13 protein-coding genes and 1 other annotated feature are annotated in these 16,421 nt (G+C 62.7%); of the genes, 5 read left to right on the plus strand and 8 right to left on the minus strand.

All coding sequences use genetic code 11. The features are described from left to right. Positions 1-177: 177 nt before the first annotated feature. The 4 genes from D618_RS19740 to D618_RS0113300 form a co-directional block, all read right to left on the minus strand. A complete protein-coding gene (locus D618_RS19740) occupies positions 178-357 on the minus strand; it encodes a hypothetical protein (RefSeq protein WP_152414727.1) in 180 nt (59 codons plus the stop codon). A 286-nt stretch (positions 358-643) separates the two neighbouring features. Next, on the minus strand, positions 644-1,885 hold the full coding sequence (locus D618_RS0113290; RefSeq protein ID WP_017672019.1) for a nucleotidyltransferase family protein: 1,242 nt from the start codon (positions 1,883-1,885) through the stop codon (positions 644-646). Next, a complete protein-coding gene (locus D618_RS0113295; protein WP_017672020.1) occupies positions 1,885-3,639 on the minus strand; it encodes an ABC transporter ATP-binding protein in 1,755 nt (584 codons plus the stop codon). The genes D618_RS0113290 and D618_RS0113295 overlap by 1 nt, the downstream gene beginning before the upstream one ends. Beyond that, positions 3,639-4,115, minus strand: coding sequence for a lasso peptide biosynthesis B2 protein (locus D618_RS0113300; RefSeq protein ID WP_017672021.1), 477 nt, complete (start codon positions 4,113-4,115; stop codon positions 3,639-3,641). The genes D618_RS0113295 and D618_RS0113300 overlap by 1 nt, the downstream gene beginning before the upstream one ends. Before the next feature lie 373 nt (positions 4,116-4,488). After that, positions 4,489-4,544: a sequence feature (sul1 is cis-regulatory element that is thought to sense ions involved in sulfur or methionine metabolism; They are found in Alphaproteobacteria), on the plus strand. Between the two features lie 38 nt (positions 4,545-4,582). Between D618_RS0113300 and D618_RS0113305 the strand changes: the two genes are divergently transcribed. The 4 genes from D618_RS0113305 to D618_RS0113320 all read left to right on the plus strand — a co-directional run bounded on the left by D618_RS0113305 (position 4,583) and on the right by D618_RS0113320 (position 10,865). Further along, entirely contained in the window at positions 4,583-6,067 is a 1,485-nt protein-coding gene (locus D618_RS0113305; protein ID WP_017672022.1) for a SulP family inorganic anion transporter, read from the plus strand. Positions 6,068-6,541: 474 nt separating this feature from the next. Beyond that, positions 6,542-8,797, plus strand: coding sequence for a TonB-dependent receptor (locus D618_RS0113310; protein ID WP_017672023.1), 2,256 nt, complete (start codon positions 6,542-6,544; stop codon positions 8,795-8,797). After that, positions 8,794-9,372, plus strand: coding sequence for a hypothetical protein (locus D618_RS0113315; RefSeq protein WP_017672024.1), 579 nt, complete (start codon positions 8,794-8,796; stop codon positions 9,370-9,372). Before D618_RS0113310 ends, D618_RS0113315 begins: the two co-directional genes overlap by 4 nt. After that, complete coding sequence (locus tag D618_RS0113320; protein ID WP_017672025.1) at positions 9,369-10,865, plus strand: PepSY-associated TM helix domain-containing protein; 1,497 nt, start codon at positions 9,369-9,371, stop codon at positions 10,863-10,865. Before D618_RS0113315 ends, D618_RS0113320 begins: the two co-directional genes overlap by 4 nt. A gap of 192 nt (positions 10,866-11,057) precedes the next feature. Here the strand turns inward: D618_RS0113320 and fghA are convergent, their stop codons facing one another. Continuing rightward, on the minus strand, positions 11,058-11,909 hold the full coding sequence (gene fghA, locus D618_RS0113325; protein WP_017672026.1) for an S-formylglutathione hydrolase: 852 nt from the start codon (positions 11,907-11,909) through the stop codon (positions 11,058-11,060). Then, positions 11,909-13,021, minus strand: coding sequence for an S-(hydroxymethyl)glutathione dehydrogenase/class III alcohol dehydrogenase (locus D618_RS0113330; RefSeq protein WP_017672027.1), 1,113 nt, complete (start codon positions 13,019-13,021; stop codon positions 11,909-11,911). The genes fghA and D618_RS0113330 overlap by 1 nt, the downstream gene beginning before the upstream one ends. A gap of 98 nt (positions 13,022-13,119) precedes the next feature. On the opposite strand from D618_RS0113330, the gene D618_RS0113335 reads away from it, so the two are divergent. Then, positions 13,120-13,998 carry a LysR family transcriptional regulator gene (locus D618_RS0113335; RefSeq protein ID WP_017672028.1) on the plus strand — a complete coding sequence of 293 codons (879 nt, stop codon included), beginning with the start codon at positions 13,120-13,122 and terminating at the stop codon, positions 13,996-13,998. A 240-nt stretch (positions 13,999-14,238) separates the two neighbouring features. On the opposite strand, the gene D618_RS0113340 is transcribed toward D618_RS0113335, so the two are convergent. Both D618_RS0113340 and D618_RS0113345 read right to left on the minus strand, forming a co-directional pair. Continuing rightward, entirely contained in the window at positions 14,239-14,988 is a 750-nt protein-coding gene (locus tag D618_RS0113340; RefSeq protein ID WP_017672029.1) for a FadR/GntR family transcriptional regulator, read from the minus strand. A gap of 143 nt (positions 14,989-15,131) precedes the next feature. Next, a complete protein-coding gene (locus D618_RS0113345; RefSeq protein WP_017672030.1) occupies positions 15,132-16,418 on the minus strand; it encodes a sugar MFS transporter in 1,287 nt (428 codons plus the stop codon). Positions 16,419-16,421: the final 3 nt, after the last annotated feature.

Consider the following 16,421-nt stretch of genomic DNA (forward strand, 5'->3'; position numbering starts at 1 on the left):
CTTTCTGGAGAGGATGCTGCGCCGATCCCGACCTTATGAATTGGTTCGGGGGTGACAATGAAAAAGCGCTACGGCGCGGATTTCAGAGCCATCTGGCTGTTTGCATCATCTTGCCGCCCGCGTCGGCTTTGCCTGACGGCAGACTAACCAAGCGCCCGAAAAGTTGTCATGTTCCAATCAGGAAAGAATAGTCGAATCGGTAGTACCGGGGCCACCTGCCATTGTGACACTTGCGATGTCGACTTCGTCCAGGGCGGGCTTGCTCCAAGTGCGACGCGCTGCATTTATTTTGTCATCCGCCGACTGCACAACACCATCAGTCGATCCGCCTTTACCTTCAAGTGCATCAATACTCATGAGCGCGTTCCCTTATCCAAGCCATTTACATCGGTTTGAAGCTACCTAGTCCACTCCACGGGGTCAAGATTATTTTACATTTACAGCCGCTCAAGAGGTAGCGGCTTTCTGGAGAGGATGCGGCGCCAATCCCGACCTGATGGATGGGTTCGGGAATGAACACGACAAAAAAGCGTTACAGCACGGATTTCAGAGCCACCTGGCTGCTTGCATCACCTTGCGCCGGCGTTGTCTACGGCCCTGCGGCGAAGGCGCATCCAGCACAACTCTGACATAGGCCATGCCTTCACCCGGCAAGCCAGGCGCTGATCCGCGAAAGAGCCGTAGCTTCTGCCACGTTGTGCTCCGTGCGCACGTTGGCGATCAGGTCGGGAAGGCGCTGCTGGAGGAGACGGCGCCACAGCACCGGATAGCACATCACGATGGCCAGCGAATTGGGTGAGCGCGGGAACTGCTTGGCAAGCTCTGACGGCGCCGGAAAGGCCTTCGAAAGAACGAACGACAGCTTGCCCGCCAGCGTCGGCTTTGCCTGAACGCCCTCCAGGATCGCGACATCGTTTCTTGCAGCAAAGCTCCGCAACATCATGTCCGCTGCCTGATGGGCCACAGTGTCGTCAACATCCGCCAGCGGCAGCAGATCGTGCGGCTGGCCTTCCAGCGAGCCCGGCCATTGCTGTTGCAGCACCCGCAACACCAATGCCACGCCGCGGGTCACCCCCTGCTCTGCCGCATCGGCCCACACGGTCTTCCAATCGATGGAATGCGTTGCCAGCAGCCAGTGAAGATCCGGCAGGATCAGGGGGCCAATGTTGAATTGATGCTCGTAGACGGCATGGACGCACAGATGCACCAGCATGTCTTCGGGCGTGGGGAACCGGATATCGTGATGGGCAACGCGGCTGGACTGCGCGCGCGCCAGGACGGCCTCGGCCCGCAATGTCCGATGCGCGTCCGAATAGCGCGTGCTTTCGGTCAATTGCACGTGCAGTTCCACCGCCGCGCGGCCATCGGGCGCGATCAGGCGCGGCAGGTGCTTTGACCCTTCCAGATAGGCCTCGATATGCCCGGTATAATACGGATCGCGCGCAAACCCGGCTGCCTGCAGCCGCTCATAGGCGTCGATGGCCTCGGGCCTTGCCACAAGCACATCGATATCGCGCAGCGGTCGCAGGCTGGGCTCGGGATAGGCAAACTCGGCAAGATAGGCGCCCTTCAGAAAAACATGGGCAATTCCCGCATCCTCCAGCGTCTGGTGGACGCGAACCATATCGCCCTTCGCGGCCAGCGCCCGCAGGGCCATGCTACGGCGCAGCGGCTGCAGCTGGTCGCTGAGGTCTGGCGGAACAAGCTCGAGCAGATGCGCCTGCTTGAGCGCGTAATGCAGGTAGGGAAGGAAGCGATGCTCCTGCCCCCAATCGAAAATCTGGGCCCAGTCCGCTGCAGAAAGGGCACGGACCTTTTCCGGGCTCAGTGATCCGGGGCGGCAGATGAGCGCAAGCGCAAGCGCCTTCAGTGCGGTACGTTCCATTATGACCCTGCCTTGACCAGTCGGTCGCTGACCTGCGCCCAGGGACCGGCAGCAACGAGCCGGCCGTTTAGCATGACGAGGACCTGATCGGCAATCATCGCCGCCGCTGGTGTATGCCCGATCAGCACGACCGTCGTGCTCCCTCGCAGCGCAGCAACCGCTTCCAGAATGCGCGCTGCGGCCGCCGCGTCCAGCGCACTGGTGGCCTCGTCCAGGATCAGCAGCTGGGGTTGCTGCAACAACGCCCGCGCCAGCGCAATCCGTTGCCGTTCGCCACCGGACAGGCCCGCGCCGGCCTGACCGATCTGCGTGTCGAGACCGTCAGGCAGGTCCAGAACGAAGTCCGCAGCCGCCCGGCGCAGTGCCGTTGCAAGGCTGGCATCGTCAGCAGATGAACTCGCCCAGAGGAGGTTGTCGCGGATCGTGCCGGGAAACAGGAATATTTCCTGCGGCATATAGGCGATCGAACGCATCCAGCCTTGCCGGTCGGCGCCTGACACCGGCTTTCCGTCGACCAGCAACTGGCCGGCATCTGGCGTGACGAGGCTGATGATGACATCGGCCAGGCTGCTCTTGCCCGCGCCCGATGGGCCCATGATCGCCGTGATCTGCCCCGCCGTTATCGTCAGGCTAACCCCATCCAGCACCGGTTGTTCGCGACCAGGAAAGGACACGCGGACGTCGCGAAGCTCGATGGCCCGGGAAAGCGGAACGGGTCGAGGCTCGCTTGCGATATCCGTCTGCCGGGCAGCGCGGCTGGCAGCCAGAAACTCGGCGACCTCGGCAAAGGCAGGCAGCATGTTGATGCTCCGGCTCGCGTGCTGCTGCGCGTTCATCAGCAGGGGCATGAGCCTGGCAAACACGATTACCAAAGTCAGCAGCTCCGGCAGAGGAACCGCCAGCAGCTTCAGGCCCAGATACACATACAGCGCGAGCAGCGCGCCCCCGCAAACCTGGAACATGGCCCGCGACAGCGATGTGTTGCGGGCAAACGACAGCTGCGCATGGCGAACCCCGGCAATCGCATCCTTCACCCTTGAAAGGTGACGGCGTTCATTCCCCAGTACCTTGGCCAGCTTGATGCTGCCAATGCTGTCCTGCAGGGTCTGCAGCAGGCTCCGGTTGGCCGTGCCCTGCAACTGGCCCAGCGCATAGGCTTCACGGTTGAACCGCCCCAATGCCAGAAGGATCACTCCGCTCGAAACAAGCACGATGGCCGTCAGGCCGGGCGCGATGATCAGCGCGGCACCGAGATAGGCGAGCGCTGCAGCAATGGCCGCAAGCAGGGCCAGTGCAGACTGGACACCAAGGCCGACCCGGCTCATTTCGACCAGCATCAGATTGGCAAGGTCTGCAGGCCGATGCGGCGCAATCCAGCGCCATTCGGCTGACAGAAGCGCTTCAAAACAATCCTGCCTGAGCCCATCAACAAAATCGAACTGCAGCTTGACGATGGCTTGATCGCGGGCATAGCCCACGGCAGACTGCAACGCGATCAGGCCGACAAATACGCTGAGCAGCCCCTCTGCGGTTGCAGGAATACCCAGATAGGCCAGAGCGGCCATCACGCCGTTGATGACGGCGTTGTCCGTCACCTGCCCCCCGATCACCGACAACAGTTGCACGAGCAGAATGACGCCGACGCCTTCTGTCGCGCTGGCCGCTATCGTCAGCAGCAAAACGCCCGCCGCTCTGCCCGCCGGCACGCGGGCAAACAGAGCCGCAAGGTCAGGCAGCGCCTTCAGCCATGGCATCAGCGCGTCAGACCCTGGGGCACGTACATGCCAACCACCGTGAAGGTCGAAAAGCTTTCATTGCCCGTAACCTTCACCGGTCCGGTGGCAACCCAGGCATGCGCCTTCAGGCCGGCGGCGAGCTGGTCACGCGCGACGCCGAAAAACAGCGCATAGGGTATGCGGTACAGACCCAGCAGCGCGCGTGCGGCCAAAGCCTGAGTAAAGCAATTGGCATCGAAGGGCGTGTAGCTGGCCGCCAGACGAATGACCTGTCCGATGGCATCTGCGCGCCTGCATTGGGCCTCGGTCGCCAGTGGAACCCACGCATTGACCCCAGCTGGCACGCCTACAAAACGCCCAAGATGACGGAAGGGCACCAGAAGCACAGCAAGCCGCGCGATCCCCAGGGCCAACCAGGTCGGGGCCAGCCAGAGTTTCTGGAAACGCGGCAATGCCAGAAATGTGGCCACCTTGCGCGAAAGCCGGAATGTCATGTCTGTTACCTGTCGTCCCTGCGATGTGTTCGCTCCGGGCTAGGTATCTGGTAAACAATGCGAAGGATAGTCCGTCAAATGGCGGCTGATCTCATTCTGCACGTGCTGGCGCAGGAACGACCGCTAACGGGCGTCTCCCCGACACAGAGCGATGCTGGCTGCAGGGTGCTTGCAGCAGGCGCAGGCACCACTCAGCACGCGAAGATCGGCCACGTGTCCGCAGATGCCGCTTGATGGCCACGAAAGAACTTGAGCCGCATGTCAGCGTTCAGCAAGAGACCGGCGGCTGCGGCATGTACAATGGTGGGTGGAGAGATGCCGCCGAACACGACGTCTTGTGAATGCGCAGATTTTGAAGCATAGGGAGTGCATAGACGGACTTGCGCACGGCGCGAGTGGCTCGGCCCGGCGCCTATCCCCGGGACAATCCGGCATCTTCCTGCCGATGATCGTATCTGGATTTCTTCATGAACTTTACTGCCACGCTTCGCCGCGACTGGCTTTCGAACCCGCGGGCCGAGATTCTGGCCGGCATCGTCGTTGCACTTGCACTGATACCCGAGGCGATCGGATTTTCGATCATTGCAGGTGTCGATCCGCGCGTCGGGCTATATGCCTCGGTGGCGATCGCGATCGTCATTTCCTTCACCGGCGGGCGGCCCGGCATGATCTCTGCGGCGACCGCTGCGGTGGCGGTGCTGGTGGTGCCGCTTGTCCGCGATCATGGGGTCGAATACCTGTTCGCCGCGACGATCCTGATGGGCATCATCCAGATCGTGGCGGGACTGATCCGCCTCAACCTGCTGATGCAGTTCGTCTCGCGCTCGGTGATTACCGGCTTCGTCAATGCATTGGCGATCCTCATTTTCATGGCGCAACTGCCACAGCTGACGAACGTGACATGGCAAGCCTATGCAATGGTCGCAGGCGGTCTTGCAATCATCTACCTTTTGCCGCGCCTCACCACTGTCATCCCCGCGCCGCTGGTCGCGATCATCATTCTGACCATCCTCGCGGTGTGGACCGGCGCTCCGGTGAACACGGTTGCAGACATGGGCAATCTGCCCGAAGGCTTGCCCAGTCTCGTGTGGCCTGATGTGCCGCTCACCTGGCAAACGCTCCAGATCATTGCGCCCTATTCGGCAGCGATGGCGGCAGTCGGGTTGCTGGAATCGCTTTTGACCGCGCAAATCGTCGACGACATGACCGACACAGGCAGCGACAAGCGCCGCGAATGCGCCGGGCAAGGCACAGCCAACATCGCAGCCGCGCTGGTCGGTGGCATGGGCGGGTGCGCCATGATCGGGCAATCGGTGATCAACGTCACGTCCGGCGGGCGCGGACGGCTTTCGACCTTCACCGCAGGCGCGGTCCTGATGTTCCTGCTGGCGGTACTCGGCCCCTATGTGGGGCAGGTTCCGATGCCCGTGCTGGTGGCGATCATGATCATGGTGTCGATCAGCACTTTCAGCTGGAACTCGATCCCCAACCTTCGCCGCCACCCCTGGCCATCATCCGTGGTGATGCTGACCACAGTCGCGGTGGTGGTTGGCACCCATGACCTCTCGCTTGGAGTGCTGGCGGGCGTGCTGCTTTCGGGGATCTTTTTTGCCGGCAAGGTGCAGCGGATGTTCGGCGTGGAGCGGACGCTGTCGGAGGACGGCCAGACCGCGCACTACCGGGTTCGCGGGCAGATCTTCTTCGCCTCGGTCGAGCGTTTCGTTGATGCCATGAATGTCGAGGAGGCCGCCCCTAACGTCACCATCGACATGACGGCGGCGCATTTCTGGGACATCTCGGGCGTTGCCGCGCTTGACAAGATCGTCGCCCGGCTGAGGCGTGACGGTCGCAATGTGGAAGTGGCGGGCTACAACCGTGCAAGCGCGGACATCGTCGACAGGTTCGCGCTGCACGACAAGACCGGCTTCGAGCTGGGGGCGAGCCCGCACTGATGCAGTGATGGCAGCGGATGGACACCTGCGGACAGGCAGTATCCAGGCAGACTGGCGCCAACGCGGACGTTGACGCATAATCCCTTCGGCAAGTCTGAAAGGATCGGTGCCGGGTCCCTGGCCGAGTGGCGGGTGTCGAGCGGCGAGAAGCCAGATGCGCGCGTTCAATCTGCCAGTTGGCAATCGGCAACCGCAGCCCTCGACCTCGGGCAGGTCATTCCCTGCGGCAATTCGAGCAGCTTCGGACCTTCTGCCGCCACCGCAAGCCCTCGCTCACGGACCACAACAGGAGCATCGGCTCTGTGCCGCTGGGCTTTGGCGGTTGCCGACCACCCGCTGTTTGCGGAATGCCGGCATGAGGGCTGGCTCCTTGGGGTGGACGTCATGCGAGAAACAGAAACAGTCCGAATAATAAATGCGATTGACTCGCATTAGCGAGCCTGGTTAGGCGCTCCCTATCAACAGGGGAGTTCCATGAAGTATTGCTTGTTTTTGTCCACCTCGGTCCTCGCCACGCTTGCGGCCCCCGCGGTCGCAGCGGAAGACACCTCTTCGGATCAGCAGAACGAAATCATCGTCACGGGTGAAAAGGCGGCACGCAGTCTGCAGGAAACGACGGCATCCGTCAGTGTGACGACGGATGAAAGGCTGGTCGAAGAAAATATCCTGACGATCCAGGACGTCTACAATCGCACCGCGAACGTCTCGGAAACCTATGGCGCGTCCGGTTTTTCGATCCGTGGCATTGATCAGCGCGGCGTTTCGGGCGGCGGTGATGCGGCCACTGCGACGGTGTTCGTCGATGGCGCACCCGTGCCACAGGATGTGCTCTCGAATGGCCCGACCGACATGTGGGACGTGGCGCAGGTCGAGATCTTCCGCGGGCCGCAATCGACCATCCAGGGTCTCAACGCACTGGCAGGCGCCGTGCATATCCGCACGCAGGATCCGACGTTCGACTGGAGCCTCAAGGGCCGTGCCCTCGTTTCATCATTCGACACGACGCAATTCGCGGTCGCTGGTGGCGGCGCCATCGTGCCCGGCGAACTGGCGTTCCGCATATCGGCCGAAAAGCGCGATTCCGATGGGTACATCCGCAACATCACCCGCAACGCGCCGGAAAGCGGCGTGGATTCCACGTCGATCCGGGGCAAGCTGCTCTGGACGCCGTCTGCACTGGCCGGTTTCGAAGCGCGCCTTGGCTATCACCGTTTCGAGACAAAGGGCGGATACCTCTTCCCCTATGTCGATCGATCGGTCGGGGATTATTTCGACAACCGGACCAACCCGTCCGATTATCCCAACAGCAGCGATGTCGACAACGACCAGGTGACGCTGGACCTGCGCTATGATCTGGGTGGCGGGCTGACGCTGAGCACGCTCGGGACATATACGGATACGGACTTCATCCGCCAATATGATGGCGATTCCTCGGCCGCCAGCGTGGCCTATAGCGACATCGCGGGCGGGGCTGAAACCTTCACCCAGGAATTGCGCCTCAACTACGAGAGCGATCGGTTGAGCGCCCTTGCCGGGCTTTTCTATTATCATCGCGACCAGTATCGCCGCTCGCATCAGGTGACGCTGGTGCCGACGCCCGGCCCGACCATAGCAAACCTGCTGGCAGGCGCGCTGGGCGCGCCGTTGGCGGCGCAGGTCGCCGCGCTCTACACCGCTGCGCTGCCCAACATCCCGGTCGATTACACATCGGACTTTCCGACGAGGGTCGAGACGATGGCAGCGTTCGCCGACGCGCGCTATCGCCTGACGGATCGGCTCTCGTTGCTCGGCGGTTTCCGCTACGACCGCGAACGCAACACGATTGGCGGCGAAGCCATCGCAACATTCGTCGGCACCCTGCCCGATCCTGCGGCGTATGGCCCGTTGGCGCCGGTGTTCGCCAGCGTCAATTCCGCAGTGCTGGGGTTTGTGACCGACGCGAATGGTTCGACACCGGCGGGGACGCGCACCTTCAACGCCTTTCTGCCCAAGGGCGGCGTGGAAATGGCATGGACACCCGATCTTGCCACCGCCTTCGTCGTGCAGCGCGGCTATCGCTCGGGCGGCAGCAGCTTCAACACTGCCCGTTCGCAACTGTTCGCCTATGACCCCGAATTCACCTGGAACTATGAACTCTCGCTGCGCTCGGCCTGGCTCGACGGTCGGCTGACGCTGAACGCGAACGCCTTCTACATCGACTGGACGGACCAGCAGACCAACGCCAATTTCGGCAACGGCACCTACGATACGCATACGGTGAATGCCGGCACGTCGCACGTCTACGGGTTCGAGCTGGAACTGGCCCACCGTGTTTCATCGGCCTTCGACTGGTATGCCAGCCTGGGGCACACGCGCACGAAGTTCGATGAATTCGTAACCGACGTCGGCTCCATCACCGACCTGTCCGGTCTGGAATTTCCGTATGCGCCCAAATGGACGCTGGCGGGCGGTGCCAATGTGCGGTTCGGTAGCGGCTTCAACGCCAACCTCAACGCCAGCTACCGCAGCGCGGTCATGACCGACGTGTCCATCCCGCAATCCGCCAGCCGGGTTGGCGCGCGCACATTGGTCAACGCCCGGATCGGATACCAGGCCGATCACTGGAGCCTGTCGCTGTTCGCCAACAACCTGCTGGATGAAAAGTACGATCAATATATCAACGACTTCACCGATTTTGCGATCATCGGCGCGCCGCGTAGCGTCGGCGTGGTGCTGGAGGCAGGGTTTTGACCGGCACGGCCTTCCTGGGTGCGCTGGCGATCATGCTCGCCGGCGCTATCGCGGGAACCTCACTGCTGCGCCGCGCCTGGGCATTGAAAGCCGGCAAGTCATTGTGGCGCAGGGGCGGCTTGGCTTTGCTGTGCATTACGCTCCTTTGGCCCGCATGGGTCTTGGGAGAGGCGCGCGGTCCCTTCATGGCGCTGACGCTCATCTGCGTTGTTGCGCTCTGCGTCATCGCTTCGGGCTATACCTATAGACCGGCGAAGGCGAACAAGGCCATCCGGGAGGGACTTGCGCCCGAACCGGCAGAGCGCGCGTCGAGCGCGTGGCGGACCACGCTGCGCTGGTCGCTGGCAGGCCCCATCGGCATGGTCGCGGCGCTGGGGCTGGGGATCAGCTATGCCACCTGGGCACCCGGTGAAATTCAGACGCGGCTGCTGATCGGCGGACTGATCGTGCCGTTGGCGTGGGGCGGTGCGATGGCGTGGACGCTTGCGGACAGCCGCATTCTACGCGCAACCGCCGTGTTGGTGGGAACGGCCGTTATCGGCGTCGGCGCGGCCATGCTGAAGGGGTTGGCATGACGAAGACGGGAAAAAAAGGCGCAGGCTTCCTCTCATCCGATCTCGTGCGCGCTGTGCTCAAGGGACATAGCGGCCTGGGTCTTGCCTTCGCCGCGCTGCTGTATCTGGTGTGCCTGACCGGCACGATCGCCGTTTTCACCCACGAACTTCAACGCTGGGAAAATCCCGGGGCTGAACCCATGGAAACGATGTCGGCAGACGCGGTTCAGGCCGCCTATCACGAGGCAATGGGGCGTGCCGACGGACCCGTCGAGCACGTGCTCATCCTGATGCCGAGCGAAGATCGCCCCTGGCCCAGCCTTCGGATCGATGCCGAGGACGGAAGCCAGACGACCTGGATCGCAGACAGCACTGGTCGCATTACCGGCAAGATGCGCGAGGGCTGGACCAAGTTCCTGACGCGCCTGCATATCAATCTGCACCTGCCGCAAAGCTGGGGCATCTTCATCGTCGGGCTGACCGGCGTCGCCCTGCTCTCGTCGCTGATCTCGGGCCTGCTCGCGCATCCGCGCATCTTCCGCGACGCCTTCCACCTGCGGCTCGGCGGATCACGGCGGCTGCAGGAGGCCGATCTGCACAATCGCATCGGCGTATGGGCCCTGCCCTTCCACATCACCGTATCGCTGACGGGTGCGCTGCTCGGCCTCAGTTCGATCATCATCGGCGCAATCGGTCTGGCCGTGTTTCAGGGCGATACGGCCAAGGTCTATGCCATCTTCACCCCGCCGCATCCGGCAGAAGACGCGCGGCCCGCACCCCCGCTCGACCTGCGGCCCCTGTTCGCCACCGTGGCCACGAAAACGCCGGGAGCGCGCATCAGCTATCTCGTTGTCGAACATCCCACCGAAATGGGCGCGGCCGCCGTCTTCGAGGTGGAGGACGGCTCCTCGCGCCTGGCCAATGCAGACAGCTTTGCGTTCGATCGCAGTGGCAGGCTCTACCATCAGCAAAAGGCTGAACGGAATAACGTCGGCCAACAGATTCTCGGCTCGCTGGGGCAGCTGCATTTCGGCTGGTTCGGCGGCGGCGTGGTCAAGATCGCGTATGCGCTGCTGGGCCTTGGCCTGACCTATCTCGCGGCGGGCGGCGTCAACATCTGGCTGGCACGGCGACGCGACAAGGGGCGACCGGCGCCAGGCTGGGAGCGTGTGTGGGCCGCTGCGGTCTGGGGACAGCCCGTCGCATTGGCGGGCGCCGCGTTCGCTGCGCTGTTCACGATGTCGGTCGCGCTGCTGATCTGGACGTGGGCCGCGATCAGCAGCGCGATGCTCGGCGCTGCGATATTCCTGCCGCCAGTCGCGATCTCGAGGGCTGGACGGACCGGAACGGGCATGGTGCTGATCGCCCTTGCCGCGGCTCACCTGGGCTTCATGGGCACCGGCGATCGCATGGCCCTGATTGTCGATGGCGCTTTCGGTCTGATCGGTCTCGGCTTGCTTGCGACCGTTGTTGCGCAGGTTCCAATGCTCAGAAAAGCGTTGTTGCCCGCATGACCCAAAGCGCGGTCCGACAAGACACTCATTGATGGCGGGGACAGCGAGGGATGCAATGGGCGTGGATCGATCGGATGCCCTTTCCGACAAGGGCTATTTCAAGCGTGAAGGCCGCCGGCGCAGGCCTTCACCTGCCGGTCTGGGCGAGCGGCAACGCCAGCGTCACCATCGCCCCCTGACGCCCGAGGTACTTCAGCCGTTCAGCCGTCCAGCATGCCAGCGCAGATGGTCCTCCATGAAGGTCGAGATGAAATAATAGCTGTGATCATAGCCCGGCTGCATGCGCAGCGTGAGGTCTATGCCTGCTTTCTCGCACGCCTGCGCCAGCAGCTCAGGCTTGAGCTGTTCGGCCAGGAAATTGTCCGCCTCGCCCTGATCGACCAGCAGTGCAGGCACGCGCGCGCCATCCTCGATCAGCGCGACGGCATCATGCTTGCGCCACGCCGCGCGGTCCTCGCCCAGATAGCCGGCCAACGCCTTCTGGCCCCAGGGCACCTGCGAGGGCGCGACGATCGGCGCGAAGGCCGATACCGCCCTGAATCGCTCGGCCAAGGTCAGCCCGATGGTCAGCGCGCCGTGGCCGCCCATCGAATGGCCCATGATCGACTGGCGATCCATGTCCGCAGGGAAGCAGTCGCCGATGATCTCGGGCAGTTCCTGCGTGATATAGCTCCACATCCTGTAATGCTGCGCGAACGGCTCCTGCGTCGCATCGACATAGAAGCCCGCACCCAGGCCGAAGTCATAGGCTGCGTCGGGATCGTCGGCGACACCCTCACCGCGCGGGCTGGTATCGGGCGCGACGAAGATCAGGCCCAGTTCGGCGCAGGCACGACGAAAATCACCCTTTTCGGTGACATTGGCCTGCGTGCAGGTGAGGCCCGACAGATACCAGACCACCGGTAGCTTCGCGCCCTCGGCATGATCGGGCACGAACACCGAAAAGGTCATGTCGGTGCCGGTCACTTCGGACGCATGGCGCAGCACCGCCTGCTCGCCCCCGAAGCTCTTGACGCTCGAGACGGTTTCGACTGCGACCGGCATTAGTAGACCACCACGGAACGGATCGACTTGCCCTCGTGCATCAGGTCGAACGCGGTGTTGATCTCTTCAAGGCCCATCACGTGGGTGATCATCGAATCGATCTCGATCTTGCCGGTCATGTACATGTCGACGATCTCGGGCACGTCGGTGCGGCCCTTGGCGCCGCCGAACGCGGTACCGCGCCAGTTGCGCCCGGTGACCAATTGGAACGGACGGGTGCTGATTTCCTTGCCCGCTTCGGCCACGCCGATGATGATCGAGGTGCCCCAGCCGCGATGGCACGCCTCGAGCGCGGTGCGCATCACTTCAGTGTTGCCGGTGGCATCGAAGGTATAGTCCGCGCCGCCATCGGTCATCGCCACGATCTTCGCAACAATGTCTTCGCGGCTCATGCCGCGGGTGTTGAGAAAGTCGGTCATGCCGAACTTGCGGCCCCATTCCTCGCGATCCGGGTTGAGATCGACGCCGATGATGGTGTTCGCACCGGCCAGCTTGGCCCCCTGCAGCACATTGAGGCCGATGCCGCCCAGGCCGAACACCACGACATTGTCGCCAGGCTGGACCTTGGCGGTCTTGGTCACCGCGCCGACACCGGTGGTGACGCCGCAGCCGATATAGCAGGCTGACTGGAACGGCGCATCTTCGCGGATCTTCGCCACGGCAATCTCGGGCAGCACGGTGAAATTGCTGAACGTCGAGCAGCCCATGTAATGATAGATCGGCTGGCCCTTGTAGCTGAACCGCGTGGTGCCATCGGGCATCAGCCCCTTGCCCTGCGTCGCGCGGATCGCGGTGCACAGGTTCGACTTGCCCGAAAGGCAGGTTTTGCACTGGCCGCATTCGGGGGTGTAGAGCGGGATGACATGGTCGCCGGGCTTGACCGAGGTGACGCCGGCGCCGACCTCGCGCACGATGCCTGCGCCCTCATGGCCCAGCACGCTGGGGAAAATGCCTTCCGAATCGAAGCCTTCGAGCGTGTAGGCATCGGTGTGGCAGATGCCGGTCGCCATGATCTCGACCAGAACCTCGCCCGCCTTGGGGCCTTCCAGATCGAGTTCGACGATTTCGAGCGGCTTCTTGGCTTCAAAGGCAACGGCGGCGCGGGTCTTCATGCTTATCCTCCCAACAGTCGCACAAGCCCTTACTATTGTTCCATCAGTGAGATAAAGACCTGCTGTGGGATTTCTGTGTTGCACAGCAGGGATAATAGATGGATCGCTGGCGCGGACTTGCTGAAATTGTTGCCATTGCCGACTGTGGCACCTTTGTGGGCGCAGCGAGCAAGCTGGGCGTGTCGACTTCGCATATCAGCCGGGCCATCGCAGATCTCGAGGCGAAGCTCGGCACTCGCCTGGTCGAACGTACCACCCGCTCCGTGAGATTGACCGATTCTGGTCGGACGCTTGTGGAGCAGAGCCGTCGCATCCTCGCCGACTGCGACGAGGCGCTTCAACTGGTCAGCCATCAGGCAGACATGCAAGGCGAATTGCGGATAACCTGTTCGATAGCCTTGGGCGAAGCCTTCGTAGTACCCATCGTACGCCAATATCTGCTCGACAACCCCAGCATCTCCGTGACGCTGGAGCTGACAAATCGCGTGATTGACTTGGTTGGGGAGTCATTTGACGTCGGCATACGGACCGGCCATCCCAATGACAGTCGCCTATCGGCCATGCAGATTGCCACCCGATCAATGGAGACCTGTGCCTCGCCAGCCTATCTTCAACGCGCGGGCGTTCCGGAACGGCCCGCTGATCTTGATCGGCACCAATGCCTGGTCGGGACCAATCCGGTCTGGCACTTCAAGGAAATGGGCAAGCGCATCGCCTTTGTTCCCAAAGGACGGTGGCGATGCAACAGCGGCACGGCACTGGTCGATGCGGCACTGGCCGACATGGGCATCTGTCAGCTGCCGGCCTATTACGTTCAGGATCATGTAAGGGCTGGACGACTTGAGCGTGTTCTTGCCAGGTTCAACGATGACGCAGAGATTATCTGGGCAGCTTATCCCCAGCGCCGGTACCTCATTCCGAAGGTGCGTCGAATCGTCGACATGCTATCCGACAACTTGCCCGGTATGGTCCCATAGGATGCACCCGAGGTGCTGAGGATTGATCGGAGCCCCGTCTTCCGGCGGGGTAGTTTCCATTGCCTGGCGCGCTGCGCATCGACCTTCCAGCGTTGCATGCGCCATTGTCGTCAGGCCCTGCTGTTCTGAATCCGCAAGGCGCTCCCGGCGATAGCTGCGCAGGCTACTTCCGCGGGACCGCGCGGATGGCCGGGTCGGTGGGCGAAGGTGATCTGGCTCCCGGCCTACCGATCGGATGTTCTAAAGTTGAGCGGCGCGGGCATAGCGCTCGCGGGTCGTGGCAACATTGCGGCGGGCCGCCTCAACCGCCTCTTCCTCGGTTGCAAACAGCAGATGATCGATCACCGATGCCATGTGGCCGCGCATCGCGGTTCGGGCTGCCGCCGGGTCGCGCGCGCGCAAAGCGTCCAGCACGGCACGGTGCTCCTCAACGACCGGCTGGACATTGGCGGTGCGCGCCTTGTCCAGCAGCAATGCGCAGTTGGGCGAGGCCGATCGCAAACGCCACATTTCCTCGACCTGATTGCGGATCACCGCGTTGCGCGTGGCAGTCGCGATCATCATGTGAAAGGCATGATCGGCCTTGGTGCTGACCCCAGGCAGACGGTTCTCGTTGTCGATTTCCGCCACCAGCCGCTCAAGTTCGTCGAGTTCATCGTCATGGATGTGCACCGCCGCGAGCGCAGCAGCCTCGCCCTCGATCAGCAGGCGCGCTTCCATCAGCTCGAATGCCGTGACGGTGAATCCCGGCGAATCCGCTTCCGAAGGCAAGGCGCGGACATAGGCGCCCGAGCCAACCCGTACCTCGATCATCCCCTGGACTTCCAGCGCGATCATCGCCTCGCGAACCGCAGGGCGGCTCACATTATACTGGATTGAAAGCTCGCGCTCGGCTGGGAGCCGGTCACCGACTGCGTAATTGCCATTGGCAAGTTCGGTGAACAGCTGCCGCGCAAGTTTCTGGTACAGCCGCTCAGGACCATTTGCCAACTGGAGGGTGGCGTCTTTTCTGGGTCGTACCATCGCAAATTCCTCTCCTGATCCCACGGGTCTTACCAATGACACCGGTTTCGGGAAACCTATCTGATCGGTCCATGTGGCTGGCCGTTTCAATTCGGACAAGCCTTCATGAATTATCCACGCGGCAATCTGGATTGCCAGCCAAAGGCGGCAATTGCCAGATAACAGGCAACCGGTATGGCCAGGGCCGACGCCAGCGTGGCGGAATCGGCCACGACGCCGCAGATCAGCGGAATGATGGCGCCACCGACAATACCCATGCACAGCAGGCCGGACCCCTGTGGAGTGCGGTCGCCCAACCCTTCGGTTCCCAGCGAGAAGATGGTCGGAAACATGATCGAGTTCATCAGCCCGACGGCCAGCAGCGCATAGCCAGCCAACGCACCGCTGGTCAGCCCCGACATGGCTGCCAGCGATGCCGCACCCATCGCAACGCCAGCCAGCACCAGTCCGGGCGATGCCAGCCGCAACACAACCGCGCCGATGAAGCGACCGACCATCGCGCCGCCCCAATACAGCCCGATCAGCCCTGCGGCACCTTGTTCGCTGACGGCCAGGATTTGGGGCTGGGAGAGATAGTTGATCAGCATTGAGCCGATCGCAACCTCGGCACCGACATATAGAAACAGAGCAATCACGCCCCCGCGCAAGCGGGGCTGACGCAGCAGACCGAACGATCCTGCAAGCGAAATGGCCTCCTCGCGACCAGCCGGAAGCTGGGCACGGCGCAACCAGAAGAATACAGCCACCAGCACCAGAATGGCAGCAATCGCCAGATAGGCATTGCCGATGACGGCGCTTTCGCGGGCCAGGAATGCCGATCGTTCCAGCACCGGCAAAGTGGCAGGATCAACCGCTGCCATCGACCCCAGGATGATCGCCCCCCCGATCGGCGGGAAAATCGTGGTGCCCAGAGAATTGAACGCCTGCGCGAGGGTCAATCGGCTGGACGAGGTGGCGGCGCTGCCCATATTGGCGATCAACGGGTTGGCCGCCACCTGCAGGATCGTAATGCCCGCGGCGAGCACGAACAGCGCGCCCAGAAAGGTCGCATAGACACCCGACGACGATGCCGGGATGAACAGAAGGCACCCCACCGCCATCGTGCCCAACCCGATGACGATGCCGCTCAGATACCCGACCCGGGCGATGAGATTGCCTGCCGGCAGCGATACCAGAAAATACGCCATGAAAAAGGCGAACTGGGTCAGCATCGCTTCGGTGTAGCTGAGCGAGAACAGGCCCTTGAGCTTGGGGATCAGCACATCGTTGAGCGATGTCAGGCCGCCCCAGATGAAGAACAGCGCCACCACCGCCAGCACGAGCGCACGCGGTGCCTCGTGACCAGCGGTGGGGCCGGCGCTGCTGCGCTGCGCTGCGGGGATGGGTCCTGCTGCCATGTT

This window comes from Blastomonas sp. AAP53, assembly GCF_000331245.1.
GTDB lineage: Bacteria > Pseudomonadota > Alphaproteobacteria > Sphingomonadales > Sphingomonadaceae > Blastomonas.